10 protein-coding genes are annotated in these 17047 nt (G+C 69.9%); 6 read left to right on the top strand and 4 right to left on the bottom strand.

Going from position 1 to position 17047, the window contains the following annotated elements; genetic code table 11:
- The first annotated feature begins 325 nt into the window (after positions 1–325).
- Positions 326–2848 (top strand): DNA helicase PcrA, encoded by a 2523-nt coding sequence (gene pcrA / locus OHB13_RS22705; RefSeq protein WP_328378303.1) that lies wholly within the window; start codon positions 326–328, stop codon positions 2846–2848.
- A gap of 68 nt (positions 2849–2916) precedes the next feature.
- On the opposite strand, the gene OHB13_RS22710 is transcribed toward pcrA, so the two are convergent.
- Together OHB13_RS22710 and OHB13_RS22715 are read right to left on the bottom strand one after the other, a co-directional pair.
- Positions 2917–4524 carry a M23 family metallopeptidase gene (locus OHB13_RS22710; RefSeq protein WP_328378304.1) on the bottom strand — a complete coding sequence of 536 codons (1608 nt, stop codon included), beginning with the start codon at positions 4522–4524 and terminating at the stop codon, positions 2917–2919.
- Between the two features lie 265 nt (positions 4525–4789).
- Positions 4790–5803: an esterase/lipase family protein gene (locus OHB13_RS22715; protein ID WP_328378305.1), complete on the bottom strand. Its 1014-nt coding sequence runs from the start codon at positions 5801–5803 to the stop codon at positions 4790–4792.
- A gap of 351 nt (positions 5804–6154) precedes the next feature.
- Here OHB13_RS22715 and OHB13_RS22720 point away from each other — a divergent pair, with 351 nt between their 5' ends.
- Positions 6155–6568 carry a cobalamin B12-binding domain-containing protein gene (locus OHB13_RS22720; protein ID WP_266854138.1) on the top strand — a complete coding sequence of 138 codons (414 nt, stop codon included), beginning with the start codon at positions 6155–6157 and terminating at the stop codon, positions 6566–6568.
- 464 nt (positions 6569–7032) lie between these two features.
- On the opposite strand, the gene OHB13_RS22725 is transcribed toward OHB13_RS22720, so the two are convergent.
- Together OHB13_RS22725 and OHB13_RS22730 are read right to left on the bottom strand one after the other, a co-directional pair.
- Positions 7033–8637: a DUF5691 domain-containing protein gene (locus tag OHB13_RS22725; RefSeq protein ID WP_328378306.1), complete on the bottom strand. Its 1605-nt coding sequence runs from the start codon at positions 8635–8637 to the stop codon at positions 7033–7035.
- A gap of 211 nt (positions 8638–8848) precedes the next feature.
- On the bottom strand, positions 8849–10252 hold the full coding sequence (locus OHB13_RS22730) for an SWIM zinc finger family protein (RefSeq protein ID WP_328378307.1): 1404 nt from the start codon (positions 10250–10252) through the stop codon (positions 8849–8851).
- Between the two features lie 118 nt (positions 10253–10370).
- On the opposite strand from OHB13_RS22730, the gene OHB13_RS22735 reads away from it, so the two are divergent.
- The 4 genes from OHB13_RS22735 to sucC all read left to right on the top strand — a co-directional run bounded on the left by OHB13_RS22735 (position 10371) and on the right by sucC (position 17038).
- Positions 10371–11474, top strand: a complete 1104-nt coding sequence (locus OHB13_RS22735) for an ATP-binding protein (RefSeq protein WP_328378308.1) — start codon at positions 10371–10373, stop codon at positions 11472–11474.
- Positions 11471–14110, top strand: a complete 2640-nt coding sequence (locus tag OHB13_RS22740; RefSeq protein ID WP_405753605.1) for a DUF5682 family protein — start codon at positions 11471–11473, stop codon at positions 14108–14110. Before OHB13_RS22735 ends, OHB13_RS22740 begins: the two co-directional genes overlap by 4 nt.
- Positions 14107–15267 carry a VWA domain-containing protein gene (locus OHB13_RS22745; protein WP_328378309.1) on the top strand — a complete coding sequence of 387 codons (1161 nt, stop codon included), beginning with the start codon at positions 14107–14109 and terminating at the stop codon, positions 15265–15267. The genes OHB13_RS22740 and OHB13_RS22745 overlap by 4 nt, the downstream gene beginning before the upstream one ends.
- A 592-nt stretch (positions 15268–15859) precedes the next feature.
- Positions 15860–17038: an ADP-forming succinate--CoA ligase subunit beta gene (gene sucC, locus OHB13_RS22750; RefSeq protein WP_266854128.1), complete on the top strand. Its 1179-nt coding sequence runs from the start codon at positions 15860–15862 to the stop codon at positions 17036–17038.
- Positions 17039–17047: the final 9 nt, after the last annotated feature.

Genomic DNA, 17047 nt, shown 5'->3' on the forward strand with positions numbered 1-17047 from the left:
AGCGGACTCGGCGCGGACCGCTCGCTCCGGCGCGGTTCGCCGAGGGGGGTACGTGCGGTCCTGAGCGAGCAAGATAGCCAACTCCTGTGACGGGTGGGAAGACTGATGTTCGATATGCCCGATACATTTCCGTGACCTTGTCGCGGACCCGGCCCCGGACCCGGACCGGGGCCGGGCAGCGGGTGGGCAGCCGGTCGCACGCGGCCAGGCCGGGGTGCACGGGGCCGGGCGGATGCACAAGGCCGACCGGTCGCTCACGTGGTGACCACGGCGGTCGGACGTACGGCCCCGGACTGTCACTGGCTCGGCCTAGACTCGGTGAACGATGAGCAGCCTCTTTGATGACAGCTTCCTGGCGAACCTCCAGCCCCCGGAGGAAGAGCCCCCGCCGCCCGCAGAGGACTCCGCCGGCGGCCACGCCGGAGGGAGCCAGCCCCCGGAGGAGGTTCCGCACGACCTCTTCGCCGGTGCGTGGCCCGCCACGGAAGGGGAGCCGCCCCGGCGTGACGGGTACTACCGCGACGGCGCCCCGCGCCCCGCCGTGGACCCCGCGGCGCTGCTCGAAGGGCTGAACGCCGAGCAGCGCGCCGCCGTCGTGCACGCCGGTTCCCCGCTGCTCATCGTGGCCGGTGCCGGGTCCGGCAAGACCCGGGTGCTGACCCACCGGATCGGGCATCTGCTCGGCTCGCGCGGGGTGCACCCCGGCCAGATCCTCGCGATCACCTTCACCAACAAGGCCGCGGGTGAGATGAAGGAGCGCGTCGAGGAGCTGGTAGGCCCGCGCGCCCAGGCGATGTGGGTCATGACCTTCCACAGCGCGTGCGTGCGGATCCTGCGCCGCGAGTCGAAGAAGCTCGGCTTCACCTCGTCGTTCTCGATCTACGACGCCGCCGACTCCAAGCGTCTGATGGCGCTGGTCTGCCGCGATCTGGACCTCGACCCGAAGAAGTTCCCGCCGAAGTCCTTCAGCGCCAAGATCTCGAACCTGAAGAACGAGCTGATCGACGAGGAGACCTTCGCCGGGCAGGCGGCTGGGGGCACCTCCCAGACGGAGTCTGGGGGAGGCTTTGAGAAGACCCTCGCCGAGGCGTATGCGCTCTACCAGGCGCGGCTGCGCGAGGCCAACGCGCTGGACTTCGACGACATCATCATGACGACGGTCCATCTGCTCCAGGCCTTCCCGGACGTCGCCGAGCACTACCGGATGCGCTTCCGGCACGTCCTGGTCGACGAGTACCAGGACACCAACCACGCCCAGTACACGCTGGTACGCGAACTGGTCGGCCCGTCGGGTGAGGACAGGGCGCCGGGCGAACTGTGCGTCGTCGGTGACGCGGACCAGTCCATCTACGCGTTCCGCGGGGCCACGATCCGTAACATCCTCCAGTTCGAGGAGGATTACCCGGACGCGACGACGATCCTCCTGGAGCAGAACTACCGCTCCACCCAGACGATCCTCTCCGCCGCCAACGCGGTGATCGAGCGCAACGAGAACCGCCGCGCCAAGAACCTCTGGACCGAGGCCGGCGAGGGCGCGAAGATCATTGGCTATGTCGCGGACACCGAGCACGACGAGGCGCAGTTCGTCGCCGACGAGATCGACCGGCTGACCGACGCGGGTGACGCGAAGGCCGGCGACGTCGCCGTCTTCTACCGGACGAACGCCCAGTCCCGTGTCTTCGAGGAGATCTTCATCCGGGTCGGCCTGCCGTACAAGGTCGTCGGCGGGGTGCGGTTCTACGAGCGCAAGGAGGTCCGCGATGTGCTGGCCTATCTGCGGGTCCTGGCCAATCCCGAGGACACCGTCCCGCTCCGTCGGATCCTCAACGTGCCCAAGCGCGGTATCGGCGACCGTGCGGAGGCGATGATCGACGCACTCGCGCAGCGCGAGAAGGTCAGTTTCCCGCAGGCGCTGCGCCGGGTCGACGAGGCGTACGGCATGGCGGCCCGCTCGGCCAACGCGGTGAAGCGGTTCAACGTCCTGATGGAGGAGCTGCGCACCATCGTCGAGTCGGGCGCGGGGCCCGCCGTGGTGCTGGAGGCCGTATTCGAACGGACCGGCTATCTGGCGGAGTTGCAGGCATCCACCGACCCGCAGGACGAGACCCGGATCGAGAACCTTCAGGAACTCGCCGCTGTCGCCCTGGAGTTCGAGCAGGAGCGCGGCGACGAGGAGGGTACGGGCACGCTCGCCGAATTCCTGGAGAAGGTCGCCCTGGTCGCCGACTCGGACCAGATCCCCGACGAGGACGAGGACGGCTCCGGTGTCATCACCCTGATGACGCTCCATACGGCCAAGGGGCTCGAATTCCCCGTGGTGTTCCTGACCGGCATGGAGGACGGCGTCTTCCCGCACATGCGTGCACTCGGGCAGGTCAAGGAGCTGGAGGAGGAGCGGCGGCTGGCGTACGTGGGGATCACGCGCGCCCGCGAGCGGCTCTATCTGACGCGCTCGACGCTGCGCAGCGCATGGGGCCAGCCTTCGTACAACCCTGCCTCACGCTTCCTTGAGGAGATTCCCGCCCAGCACCTGGAGTGGAAGCGCCTGGGCGCGATGGCGGCCCCGGCGGGCCCGACGTCGGGGATCACCTCGTCGCTGTCGTCCTCGCTGTCCTCTTCCCGTTCACGTGCGGGCTCCGGCGGAGCTTCGGGATTCGCGACGCGGCGGGCCGGCGACAAGCCGGTGATCACGCTGAACGTGGGGGACCGCGTCACGCACGACCAATTCGGCCTGGGAACGGTAATGCAGGTGACGGGGTCGGGCGCGGATGCCCAGGTCACGGTGGACTTCGGCGACGAACGCCCGAAGAAGCTGCTGCTGCGCTACGCACCGGTCGAGAAGCTGTAGGCGCCCCGGCCGGTTCACGCCGGCTACGTCGGTTCACGCCGGCTACGCCGGTCAGTCGGTTACGTCGTCTACGTCGGGTCGAGGCCGTGGCTGCGGAGCCACGGCAGCGGGTCGATGGCCGCGCCGCTGTGGGGCCGTACTTCGAAGTGCATGTGCGGCCCGGTCGAGTTCCCGGAGTCCCCGGAGTACGCGATGACCTGGCCCGCCTTGACGGAGCCCGAGCGGATCTTGGTGCTGCTGAGGTGGCAGTACCAGGTCTCGGTGCCGTCGGGCGACGTCACCATGGCCATGTTGCCGTAGGCGCTGTTCCACTGCGTACGGACGGTTCCGTCGGTGGCGGCCATGACGGGCGTTCCGTAGGAGACGGGGAAGTCGATACCGGTGTGGACGGACATCCAGTTGGCCCCGGCCTGGCCGAAGTAGGCGCTGAGCCCCTTCTGTTTCACCGGCAGGACGAACTTCGGCCGGGCCGCTTCCTTGCGCGCGGCTTCCTCCTCGGCCTTCTTCTTCGCTGTGGCCTGCCGCTGCTTCAGGTCGATGCGCTCCTGCGTACGGCTGGCGCGGTCGGCGAAGTCGTCGGCCTCGTGGCTGAGATCGGCGAGCTGGCTGTCCAGCTTGCTGTTGGCGGCCACCGGCTTGACGGACGACGGATCGGCGGCGGCCTGCGTGGCCGTGTCGCTGTCCTTGCCGCTCTCCCCGATCCCTCCGACGCTCGCAGCGGCAACTCCGGCCACCCCCATCACGCAGACGGAGGGGACGGCAATGGTCAGCAGCGCGGAACGCTTGGCAGGTGTACGGCGACGCCCGCCCCGGCCACCCGAGGCACGGCGCGCGGCGGGGTGGGATGCCGGGTGGGGGGCCGGGTGCGATGCGGTGGGAGCGGTGCCGTCCGAGGAGGAACCAGCTGTGTTGTCTGTGTCGCCTGTGCCGTGTGTTTCGTCTGGGTAGTCGGGCCCGTCCGGCAGCAGCTCGGGCTCACTGAACTCGGCCAGTCCGTCGTGGTCGGCGAACGCCGGGAATTCCGCGGTGTGTTCCGGCTGGGTGACATCCGGGAGATCGACGGCGGCGAACTGCTGGGTGGCGTGAGGAGTCGCCTCACCGGCGGAGTTCCAGGCGGCGGCGTCATGGGCGCCGGTGTCGGTGCCGTACGCGCCGGTGCCGTATGTGCCGGTGTTGTAGAGGTGTGTGTCGTACGTACCGGTGTCGTACGGGGCGGCGCCATCGGGCTGTGCGAGCCACTGCTGGGTGGCGTCGGCATTCTCGAACTGGCCGGTGATTTTCCCGGTGTTGGAGTTCCAGGCCCGGGCGTCCCACTGGCCCGTGGTGTCGTACCCGGCCGTGTCATGACCGTCGACGACCTGCGTCGCATAGCCGTAACTCGGTGCCGGTGCCGGTGCCGGTGCCTGTCCCTGTGGCTGGACTGGCCACTGGCCGGTCGGCTGGTACGGCGTGCCGTATCCGAGAGTTCCGTGGGAACCGGTGTCCGGGGAGCCCGCGTCCCACTGAGTGGCGTCGTGCTCTCCGCTGTGTCCTGCTTGGTGGGCTTCGTGCGGCTGGGCCGTGTATCCGCCCGGCATATCGCCGAAAAGCGGGTCGACGGCAAAAGTACCGGTGGGGCTGCCGGCGGAGTAATCGTCGTTTCCGACATACCCGGCGTGGGTTTGCTGGTCGTTCACCAACGTCTCTCTCGCCTCGGCAGCAGGGCCCTGCGTCGGGGGCACCCCCGGTGGAAGCAGTGGCGCGACTGTACCCGGCAGTACGTGGCGGCGACAATCTTCGGCAGGTATCGGACGCGTGGGAAACGGGCATTCGGCTGTCTTTCGAGGGGTTATGGGCGCAGCCTTGGCCCGGCGTTCGGGAAGCGTTCGACGTATCAATGCCTTTGACCGTTCTCGCTTCCCTTTCTTTCAGTCGTTCATTCCCGCGTTTTCCGGCCACTCGTCAGGCGACCGAGATGACGCTTTCCACGGAGCCGGCGGCCGTCTCGTCGGATGCGTCGAGTGCCTCCCTGATGGCGGCGGCGACGACCGGGTGCACCGGCAGGGCGAGGTGCCCGATGCCGCTGACCCGCACATTCGTCGTGATCAGGTCGGGGTGGTCGATACAGCCCGCCTCGACCGGGATCATCAGATGGTCGAGTTCGCTCCAGAAACTCACGAACCGGGTGCGGCAGCCGGGTGCGGGCCTGCGCAATTCCTCGATCACGTCCGAGTGGGGGAGCATCTGCCGGACGAGTGGATGGGCGCTCATCAATTGAGCGATCTGGGTTCCTTCGTGCGGCGTGCCGAGTGTGACGAGGGTGTGCACCCGCCTGTCGCCACCGAGTCGCTGTACGTAGTACCGGCCGATCAGGCCGCCGAGGCTGTGTCCGACGATGTCGACGTCCTGGTGTCCCGTGCGGGCGCAGATCTCCTCGATGTGTTGCCCCAGCAGTTCGGCCGCTGCACGGATGTCGCAGGTCAGCAGCGAGTAATTGAGCGACTCCGGGTGCTGCCACCCGTGCCGCAGGAGGGAGCGGCGCAGCAGCACGAAGACGGAGCGGTTGTCCACGAAGCCGTGGAGCAGTACGACGGGCCGGTGCCCCTGGCCGGGAGGGGGGAGGTGCTCGACCGTGGACTCCCCGGCGCGTGGGTGCCCGAGCGACCGCCCGTGCGGGTTACGGAGGGAGGTGTCGGGAGTTTCGCCGGCAGTCGGTCCTGAGCGTTTGGTCGACGTGTGTTCGGTCGGCTGTCCGGTCGACGTGGGTCCGTCGTCGCTTCGCACACCCGCGGGTTCACCGGGCGGTGCGCTCAGTGGCAGATCGATCCGACGCTCATCCGCGATGCCGGACGGGTAGAGCAGCACATGCCCGGCCAGGATCGCGAGGTCGAGGGCTGTGGCGCGCAGTGGCACGGAGGAAATCTGGAGCTGGTGCAGCAGCCATTGGGGGGAGAGGAAATCCGGCAGCACCTTCATGGGGCGACCTCCCGAACGGCGTATGGGGGCGACCTTGTCCCCACACGCACTCATGGGTGCCACGGAAGAGTCCCTGGCCGACATAACTGGCATGTCGGTATCCGTGCCATCCACCGTGTAGTCGATGGTACGGGTGATGCGGCGCTCTCGCCTGCGGCTCCCGTCGCGCGGCACCCCGGTATGCCTGGCGCGGAGCCGGCATCCGGATTTCCGGCCCGGCGCGGGGTGTGACGCGTAGTGAATGTGTCCCATGTGTGATTTCCCCCTCCCTGACCACCGTGAAACGGCTGGTTGCGGGATGCTGTGGATAACGTTCGTTCACGTTCGTTCGCATCGTGCATGGAGGCAGTGATGGGTGTGGTCGGTCCGATCCGCGTAGTGGTCGCGAAGCCGGGTCTCGACGGGCACGATCGAGGGGCGAAGGTCATCGCGCGTGCGCTGCGGGACGCCGGTATGGAGGTCATCTACACCGGCCTCCACCAGACGCCCGAGCAGATCGTGGGCACCGCCATTCAGGAGGACGCCGACGCGATCGGGCTCTCCATCCTGTCCGGCGCCCACAACACGCTCTTCGCGAAGGTCCTTGAGCTGCTGAAGGAGCGCGACGCGGAGGACATCAAGGTCTTCGGCGGCGGGATCATCCCGGAAGCGGACATCGCACCGCTGAAGCAACTGGGTGTCGCCGAGATCTTCACCCCGGGCGCGACCACGACATCCATCGTGGACTGGGTCCACGCGAACGTACGCCAGCCCGCGGGCGCCTGACCGATCGATTCCCCGGCCGACCCACCTCCGGGCTGCCCTACATCTTGGTTGCCGCACCTCCTGGCTGTTGCCGCACCTCCTGGCGGGGGACACCTCCTCACTGGTGGCACCTTCGGGCCGGCCGCCCTCATGACGGCCTGATTCCTGGGTCCCGACACCCGGACGCCTGGGCCACCTGGACGGCTGGACCACCCGGACGTCTGGACCACCTGGACCGCCTGGCAGCAGGAGGCAGGGCGGTCCGGGCACCAGGGGCCGGACCCGCCTGCCTCCGGCTGGCCTGGCGGCGGCCCGCAGTCGGCAGCCGCGACCGCCTCCCGCCTCCCAACTCCCACCGCCCAGGGCCGCAACTTTGCGGTTGCGTGCCTCGCCGTTGCGTGCTTCGGGGAGCGCGTAACGCGGTAGCACGTCCGGGTTCGCGGCGGGTCGTGCGGAGCCTTGCTGTGTGAGCCGGCCACGCACCATCACGCCCGCGGTTCCATCGCTTCTGCCGAGCGCGCCTCCCCTGTCGGTTCCCCTGCCAGTTCGGCGGCCATCGCAGCCCGCAGCCTCAACGTCGACACCAGCCGCTGGAATGCCTCCGACCAGTACCCGCCTGCCCCCGGCGACGCCCCCTCTTCTTCGTCCGGTATCGCGGTGAGGAGTTCGAGGTGTGGTGCTTCGGTGGGGTCCAGGCACCGTTCGGCCAGTCCCATGACGCCGCTGAAGCTCCAGGGGTAACTGCCCGCATCCCTCGCGATTTCCAGTGCGTCCACCACGGCCCGGCCCAGCGGTTCCGCCCAGGGGACGTCGCAGACGGCCAGCAGTTGGAACGCTTCCGACAACCCGTGTCCCGCGATGAACTCGGCTACCCAGCATGCCCGTTCGTCGTCCGGTAGCGCGGCCAGCAGTTTGGCGCGCTCGGCGAGGGACGTCGTGCCGGGGCCTGCGAGCAGCGCTCGTGACCATTCGGTGTCCCGCTGCCGCACTGCGGCCCGGCACCATGCGGCGTGCAGTTCCTCGCCCCAGCCGTCCGCCACCGGCAGGGTGACGATTGCGTCGGGTGTGCGGTCCCGCAACCTGGTGGTCCAGACGCCGAGCGGGGTCGCCTCCAGCAGTTGGCCCAGCCACCAGGACCGCTCGCCCCGTCCCGCCGGTGGCACCGCGGACACGCCGTCGCGCTGCATCGCCGCATCGCACTCGTGCGGTGCTTCGACCGATACCCGGACCTGGTTCTCGGACAGGTCCAGGCTGACGCACGTCATCGCGCGGTCGGCCATCCGCCCGGCCAGCGCGGACGTGGGCAGTGCGGAGAGCAGTTCTGCCGCGGTGGAGCGGACTTTACGGCTCCGGTCGGCCAGGGCCCGTTCCAGGAAGGGCTCGTCCCCATCCGTGAGTCCGGTGCGCAACGAGTCGAGGAACAGCAGGCGGTCCTCGGCCCGTTCCGTGGACCACGTCGTGGCGAGCAGGTCGATCCCGGCTGCCGGTGCCTCCGTCCGTACGGTGGTGAGGAGGGCCATGCGCTCGGCGAACAGACCTTCCTCCCAGAGGCTTTGAACGGCTTCCGTGTCGCTGGGTGCGGGCAGCGCCGCGCCCCCCGACGTGCTGCGCAGCGCGAATTTCCACTCAGGGTTGATCCGGGCGAGCCACAATCCGCGTGCTCCGGCGAAGGCGAGTGCCTGCGGCCGCAGATCCGTACGTGCCCGCGCCGCGTCGAGCAGCGCGTCCAACTGCGAGGCCGGCGCGCGGTACCCGTGCCGGAGAGCTGCCGCGAGCCACTGGGGCAGCAACTCGGTGAGATCGGGCGCCGCACCGCGTCGTCCGCCCGATCCGGGGGGCCCGGATCGGTCGGCCAGCAGTTGAGCCAGTCTTCGTCCGGCCGGCTCGGGCGGCTCGGGCCGGGGATCGTCCGGAGCGGGGGAGGGCAGCGCGGCTGCGGCAGCGGGAAGCAGCCCTGCCCTGCGCCGTACGGTGTGCAGAGCGGCCGCGTCCAGCAGGGGAACGCCCTCGGTCGGCGCCGGCCTGCGGTCGGTACCGAGCAGAGCCGAGGTGACGAGCTCTTGCCAGGCTGTGGTGCGGGTGCTGGTCATCGGTTCCCTCCGTGAGCGTGCAGACGTGAACGTAAAGCTGACTGAACGTGAGCGCAGTGGATTCCCTGGTCGGGCGGGCGGTCAGCCACGGTGTCGGCCAGACCGGACCAGGCCGAGCCATATCAGGCCAGGGCGGACCGGGCAGGGGAGACCTCGGCTAGGTCCGGGCCCACGAAGATCGGCCGGAGGACCCAGGCCACGTCAGGCCAGTTCAGGTCAGCGGAACGGCTTCGGCCGTGCCTGGTGTCCAGGCCGTCAGCGGGGTGAATCCCCGGTGGCCGCACTCGCCGAATACGGTGACCGGGCTCCCACCGGACAGCGCGGTGAGCTTCCACAGTCCTGTCCTGGCCGACGCGTCCGGGGTGATGGGCAGAGCGGACCCTCCCTCGGCGTCGGCCAGTTGCCAGCCGCTGCTTCCGCCGGCACCGGGCACCGGTATGACGGAAGACAGGGTCGCCGGCCAGGAACCGAGCCAGGGGTCGTCGCGCAGGGCCTGTCCGTACGCGCTGAGGGCGGCGCAGGTCGATATCCCCTCGGGCGGGCCGTCCGACCGTTCCGGCGGGCCGAACCGCTCGCCCAGCGCGGCCCGTAGCTGTCCGGAACCCGGATACGGCATCAGGTCCGCATCCAGGGTCAGGCCCACGGGCAGAGCCACCCCCGGTGCTCTGCCCGCCGCGCCGAAGTCCAGCAGCTGTGCGGTGCGCCCCGACCGGCTTCCGTGCAACCAGATGCGACGAGTGGTGAGTTTCCCGTCGCTGGAGTCCTGCTGCGAGAGAACCAGCCACCGGTCCCGGACGGGTGGACCCTCGGCTGACACGGGCAGGCCGACGCGGGTACGGACCGTCGTGGCCAGTGCGTCCGGCAACAGCTCACGTCCGAGCCAGGCCCTGTCCAGCAGATGCAGCATCGCGCACTCCTCCAGGAGCCGCACCGGCCAGCCCTGGCCGGACGACGGGATGGCGCCCAACTCCCTTACCCGGAAAGCGAGTCCTGGGGCCTGTGCGTCGACCATGCGGGCTGCGGTCTCCTCCCACAGCGCGTACCCCGACTGCTCCGCCCCGGCCAGACCGGCACGCAGCAGGTCGTCGAGGCGCTGTTCCAGCTCCGTGGCGCCGGCGGTGACCCGCTCGGCCCGGCGCTCCGCCCGCCGCCTGGCCGCTTCCGGATCCGCCGCCTTCCCAGGACCGGAACCAGGGACACCCGCCGAACTCCCCTCGGACCGGGCCGCCCTGCGTCCTTGGAGCCACTCGGCGACCCACTCCGGCGGCGTCGGTGTGTCTTTCACCGCCTCGTCCGCAGCCGCCCAGAGCAGCAGCAGGCCCAGCGCGTGCTTGCACGGAAACTTCCGGCTGGGACAACTGCACCTGTACGCCACCCCTGTTGTATCGACGACAGTCCGGTACGGCTTGCCACCGCTTCCGCTGCACAGCCCCCACACGGCGCCCGAGCCGCCCGCCCACCCCGCTTCCGACCACGACCCGGACGATCCGCCGAGCCTGCTCCCCGCCGTGCGTGACGCTGCGTCAGGAGCCAGTGCCAGCACCTGGTCAGCAGACCAGCGCGCCCACTGCCGACCGCCCTGCCGACCCTCCTGCCGAACCCCCTGCTGATTCATGGCTCCGAAGGTACGTGCCACCACTGACAATCGGCCCTGAGCTGCGGAAACGGTCGATTGTCAGTGCCATGGTGCACGGTGGGAACCACATCCGGTCGAACGATCTGGAGGGGGATCCATGACCACGTCCGAAAACACCGGTGCACAGGTTCTGAGGCCGCACGCCGAGGACGCATTCGCCCACGAGCTCACGGCACTTGCCGCCGCGGACGACCGGCCGCGCCCCGAGCGCTGGAAGCTCTCGCCGTGGGCCGTGGCCACCTATCTCCAGGGCGGCACGCTGCCCGACGGCACGGTGATCACACCGAAATACGTCGGACCGCGCCGTATCGTCGAAGTCGCCGTAACCACGCTCGCGACCGACCGTGCACTGCTGCTGCTCGGTGTTCCCGGCACCGCCAAGACCTGGGTCTCCGAGCACCTCGCCGCGGCCGTGAGCGGTGACTCCACCCTGCTCGTCCAGGGCACGGCCGGGACGCCCGAGGAAGCGATCAGATACGGCTGGAACTACGCGCAGCTGCTGGCCCATGGACCCAGCCGTGACGCCCTGGTGCCCAGCCCCGTCATGCGGGCCATGGCGGACGGCATGACGGCACGCGTCGAGGAGCTGACCCGGATCCCCGCCGATGTGCAGGACACTCTGATCACGATCCTGTCCGAGAAGACGCTGCCCGTCCCGGAGCTGGGCCAGGAGACGCAGGCAGTCCGCGGATTCAATCTGATCGCCACGGCCAACGACCGCGACCGCGGGGTCAATGAGCTGTCCAGCGCGCTGCGTCGGCGGTTCAACACGGTGGTTCTGCCGCTGCCGTCCACCGCCGATGCCGAGGTCGACATCGTCTCCCGGCGCGTCGATCAGATCGGTCGTTCGCTCGATCTTCCCGCCGCGCCCGAAGGGATGGACGAGATCCGCCGGGTGGTGACCGTCTTCCGTGAGTTGCGCGGCGGGGTCACCGCTGACGGGCGGACGAAGGTCAAGTCCCCGTCGGGCACCCTCTCCACAGCCGAGGCGATCTCCGTCGTCACCAACGGGCTTGCTCTCGCGGCGCACTTCGGCGACGGGGTGCTCCGGTCGGCCGACGTCGCCGCCGGCCTGCTGGGCGCGGTCGTACGCGATCCAGCGGCCGACCGGGTGGTCTGGCAGGAATATCTGGAGACCGTGGTGCGGGAACGGGACGGCTGGAAGGACTTCTACCGGGCCTGCCGGGAGGTCTCGGTATGACCGGATCCACGGCTTGTCCCGTATCCGATGTGCCCTCGGTGCGGGAGCCCACTCCCGCCGGGCAGCCCGCTCCTGGACAGCCCGCTCCCGCCGGCCAGGGCCTTCCTTCGTCCCGAGCCACACCGTCCGCGCCCGCCACCCGCCCTGCGGCAGCTGACCCTCTGCTGCTCGGCGTGCGGCACCACGGTCCCGGCTCGGCCCGTGCGGTGCTGGCCGCGCTGGACGCAGCAGTGCCCGATGCCGTGCTGATCGAGGGGCCACCCGAGGGTGACGCCTTGCTGCCGCTCGCCGCGGCCGCGGAGATGACGCCACCGGTCGCACTGCTTGCCCATGTGGTGGGCGATCCGGGCCGGGCCGCTTTCTGGCCACTGGCGGAGTTCTCTCCGGAGTGGGTGGCGATCCGCTGGGCGCAGCGCCACGGCGTGCCGGTCCGATTCATCGATCTGCCTGCGGCGCACTCCCTCGCGATGGCCGAGGAGGACCCCGCGGAGCTGCTTGCGGAGGAGTCCGGGGAGCGGGAGGGGGCGGAGGACGGGCCTGAACGTCTCGGAGACAGCGGGCCGCCCGGCGGGAGCGAACCGGACGGCAGTGGCTCCGGCACGGGTGTGCCTGGTGACAGCGAGCCCCCGGGGGCGTCGGCTGCGGTACGGATCGACCCGATCGGCGTGCTGGCCGAAACCGCTGGGTACGACGACGCCGAGCGCTGGTGGGAGGACGTCGTCGAGCACCGTGGCCCCGGCGCTCCCGGCTCGGGAAAGGACCCGCTCGCGCTGTTCGCCGCACTCGCCGAAGCCATGGCGGCCCTCCGCGAGACCTACGGTGACGCGGGGTTTCCCCGGGACCGGGTGCGCGAGGCCTTCATGAGGATCCAACTACGGTCGGCCCGGAAGGAATTCAGCGGCCCGGTGGCAGTGGTCTGCGGCGCCTGGCACGTCCCTGCCCTGGCTGTGAAGACCACTGTCGCGGCGGACCGTGCCCTGCTCAAGGCGCTGCCCAAGGTGAAGGCCGAGATGACCTGGGTGCCCTGGACGCACCGGAGGCTCGCCCGGCGCAGCGGGTACGGAGCCGGTATCGAGTCGCCCGGCTGGTACCGGCACCTGTTCAGTGCCGACGACCGCCCGGTCGAGCGCTGGATGACCAAGGTCGCACGGCTGCTGCGGGATGAGGACCGGATGGTCTCCTCCGCCCATGTCATCGAAGCGGTGCGGCTCGCGGGGACACTCGCCGCTCTGCGCGGGCGCCCGCTGCCCGGGCTGGCGGAGACGACCGATGCCGTGAAAGCGGTGATGTGCGACGGCTCCGACGTACCGCTCATGCTCGTCCACGACCGGCTTGTCGTCGGCGAGGTGCTCGGCGAGGTCCCGGACGCCGCCCCCGCCGTGCCGCTCCAGCGTGATCTGACCCGGGCTCAGCGCACGCTCCGGCTCAGGCCGGAAGCAGCGGAAAGGGACCTGGACCTCGATCTGCGCAAGGAGACCGACTCCGCGCGGTCCCGGCTGCTGCACCGGTTGCGGCTTCTCGGGGTCGGCTGGGGTGAGCCGGGCCGCGGCCGGGCGAGTACGGGCACCTTCCGGGAGAGCTGGCGGCTCCGCTGGGAGCCGGAGCTGTCCCTGCGGGTCGCGGAGGCCGGGATGTGGGGGACGACCGTGCTCTCCGCCGCCACCGCCAGAGCCGAGTCGCAGGCCGTGTCCGCGACCGCGCTCGCCTCCGTCACCGCGCTCGCCGAGCAGTGCCTGCTGGCTGAACTGCCCGATGCGCTCCCGGTGGTGATGCGTGCCCTGGCCGACCGCGCCGCGCTCGACACCGACGTCGGCCATCTTGCCGGTGCGCTGCCCGCGCTGGCCCGTTCGCTGCGGTACGGAGATGTTCGCTCCACCGGTACGGCGGCGCTCGGCGAGGTCGCCGCGGGCCTGGCCGAGCGGATCTGCGTCGGCCTGCCGCCGGCCTGTACGGGACTGGACGCGGACGGTGCGAACGAGATGCGGGGCCATGTGGAGGGGGTCCACACCGCGATCGGACTGCTGCCGGACGCCGCAGGGCTGCGTGAGCGGTGGAGCGAGGTGCTGCGCAGACTGTCCGGACGGGACTCCGTCGCCGGGCTGATACGCGGGCGGGCTGTCCGGCTCCTGCTCGACGACGGACAGCTTGCGGAGGAGGAGACAGCACGGCTCATGGGCCTCGCCCTGTCGCCGGGCGCGCTGCCCGCCGACGCGGCCGCCTGGATCGAAGGCTTCATCGGTGGGGCGTCCGGGGCGGGGACGCTCCTGGTGCACGACGAGCGGCTGCTCGGGCTGGTCGACGCATGGCTGGCGGGCGTGGCGCCGGAGGCGTTCACCGAGGTACTGCCGTTGCTGCGCCGTACGTTCTCGGCGTACGAGCCGGGGGTACGCCGCACGCTCGGCGAGCTCGTCAGGCGCGGAGTTGGGGCCGGCGGGGCCGGCAAGGCTTATGGGGTGGGCGGGACTTCTGGGATTCGTGGTGTTCCGGGGGCTGGTGAGGGGCCAGGAAGGGTTGAGGAGTCGGTGCCCGGGTTCGGGGCCGGGCTCGACGTGGAGCGTGCCGACGCGGTCCTGCCGGTGCTGCGGCTGCTCATCGGGAGGCCGGGCGTCAACGATCTGATGGGGGCGGGCGGATGAACGCGATGGGTGAACGGCTGCGGCGCTGGCGGCTCGTCCTCGGGGGCGATGCGGCAGAGACCACCGGGGTCTCACTCGGAGGCCGGGACGCAGCGATGGACGGGGCGCTCGGTGCGCTGTACGGCAAGGGAGGGAAGGGAGGCGGACGCAGCGGCGACCGGTCGGCGGGTCTCGGGGCGTCCGCGCCGTCCGTCGCGCGCTGGCTGGGCGACATCCGTACGTACTTTCCGAGCTCCGTCGTCCAGGTGATGCAGCGCGATGCCATCGAACGGATCGGTCTGTCCGCGCTGTTGCTGGAGCCGGAGATGCTGGAAGCCGTCGAGGCGGACGTGCACCTGGTCGGGACGTTGCTCTCGCTCAACAAGGCGATGCCCGAAACGACCCGGGAGACAGCCCGCGCCGTGGTCCGTAAGGTGGTCGAGGAGCTGGAGAAACGGCTCTCGACGAGGACACGGGCCACTGTTACGGGAGCACTGGACCGTTCCGCGAGGATCAGCAGACCGCGCCACCGGGACATCGACTGGGACCGCACCATCCGCGCCAACCTGAAGAACTATCTGCCCGAGTACGGCACGGTCGTTCCGGAGCGCCTCATCGGCTACGGTCACGCCGGGCAGTCGGTGAAGAAGGACGTCATACTCTGCGTCGACCAGTCGGGCTCGATGGCGGCCTCGGTGGTCTATGCGTCGGTGTTCGGCGCGGTTCTCGCCTCGATGCGGTCCATCTCCACCCGTCTTGTCGTCTTCGACACTGCCGTTGTCGATCTGACGGAACAACTCGATGATCCGGTCGATGTTCTCTTCGGCACCCAACTCGGCGGTGGCACCGACATCAACCGGGCACTGGCGTACTGCCAGTCGCAGATCACCCGGCCGACCGACACGGTCGTAGTCCTGATCAGCGACCTCTACGAGGGAGGGATACGGGACGAAATGCTGAAGCGCGTCGCGGCGATGAAGGCGTCGGGCACCCAGTTCGTCACGCTGCTCGCCCTGTCCGACGAGGGCGCGCCCGCGTACGACCACGCCCACGCGGAGGCCCTGGCCGCGCTGGGAGCCCCCGCATTCGCCTGTACGCCCGACCTCTTCCCGGACGTCATGGCGGCGGCGATCGAGAGAAGACCCCTGCCCATACCGGACATGGCGGTGCGCCAGTAAGCGGTGCGCCAGTACCAGGGGCCCTGCCCGACTGGCCGCCCCCGATGCTCGTGCAAAGAGCGTTCCGCCGCCCGTGGCAACCGCGCACGTGCAGGTGAAGCCCTTGGCCCCCAAAGCCTGGCCCTGTACATGGCCCACCGCGTGGCCCGGAGCTCGGCCAAGAGCCTCGGCACCGTCGGGGCCCGGCGCCGCGCGTCCCGCCGTCGGACACGCTGTTTCCGGTGCCTGGGCCGTTGTGGAATCGGTCACCCCGGGCGACGTGGCGGACACGCAGGCCACCGGCGTTCAGCCGCTCTCCTGACCGCGCTCCGAGCGCGTCGGCGCAGCTCACCGGGCGTTTCCCCGATGCAGGGGAGCCGCCTGGCCCGTGCAGGGGTCTTGTGACCGTAATCACCGCGCAGGTGTGATCCGCGATTTAGGGACCCGGCGCCCACGGGGATAACCTGCGAGACGGACATGCCGCGTACTCGGACACCGTCTACGCCTCCCTAGTGACAGCGCAGTCACGTTGCCCTTCGCGGCACGCCCACGCAGACAAGTAACCGCGATCACTACTGCGACGACGATTTAAAGCAAAGGGAGACGGACGCGCGTGGACCTGTTCGAGTACCAGGCGAGGGACCTCTTCGCCAAGCACGGTGTACCGGTGCTGGCCGGTGAAGTCATCGACACGCCTGAGGCGGCGCGCAAGGCCACTGAGAGCATGGGCGGCAAGTCCGTCGTCAAGGCTCAGGTGAAGGTCGGCGGCCGTGGCAAGGCCGGCGGCGTGAAGCTGGCCGCGACCCCGGACGAGGCGGTCGCTCGCGCGACGGACATCCTCGGTATGGACATCAAGGGCCACACGGTCCACAAGGTGATGATCGCCGAGCTGTCGCCGGAGATCGAGGCGGAGTACTACGTCTCGTACCTCCTCGACCGCACCAACCGCACCTTCCTGGCCATGGCCTCGGTGCAGGGCGGCATGGAGATCGAGGAGGTCGCGGAGAAGACCCCCGAGGCTCTCGCGAAGGTCCCGGTCAACGCCGTCGACGGCGTTGACATCGTCAAGGCCCGCGAGATCGTGGCCCAGGCGAAGTTCCCGGCCGACGTGGCCGAGGGTGTCGCCGAGGCCATGGTGACCCTGTGGGACACCTTCGTCGCCGAGGACGCCCTCCTCGTCGAGGTCAACCCGCTGGTGAAGACCAAGGACGGCCGGATCCTGGCCCTGGACGGCAAGGTCTCGCTCGACGAGAACGCCGACTTCCGTCAGCCCGACCACGAGGCTCTTGAGGACAAGGCAGCAGCCAACCCGCTCGAGGCTGCTGCCAAGGCCAAGAACCTCAACTACGTCAAGCTCGACGGCGAGGTCGGCATCATCGGCAACGGTGCGGGGCTCGTCATGAGCACCCTCGACGTCGTCGCGTACGCCGGTGAGAAGCACAGCAACGTGAAGCCCGCCAACTTCCTCGACATCGGTGGCGGCGCCTCCGCCGAGGTCATGGCGAACGGCCTGGAGATCATCCTCGGCGACCCGGACGTCAAGTCCGTGTTCGTCAACGTCTTCGGCGGCATCACCGCGTGCGACGAGGTCGCCAACGGCATCGTCCAGGCGCTTGAGCTCCTCAAGTCGAAGGGCGAAGCGGTCACCAAGCCGCTGGTCGTCCGCCTCGACGGCAACAACGCGGAGCTGGGTCGCAAGATCCTGTCGGACGCCAACCACCCGCTCGTGCAGCGTGTGGACACCATGGACGGCGCGGCCGACAAGGCCGCCGAGCTCGCGGCTGCGAAGTAAGGGAACAGG

Source organism: Streptomyces sp. NBC_00440, from assembly GCF_036014215.1.
Taxonomy (GTDB): domain Bacteria; phylum Actinomycetota; class Actinomycetes; order Streptomycetales; family Streptomycetaceae; genus Streptomyces.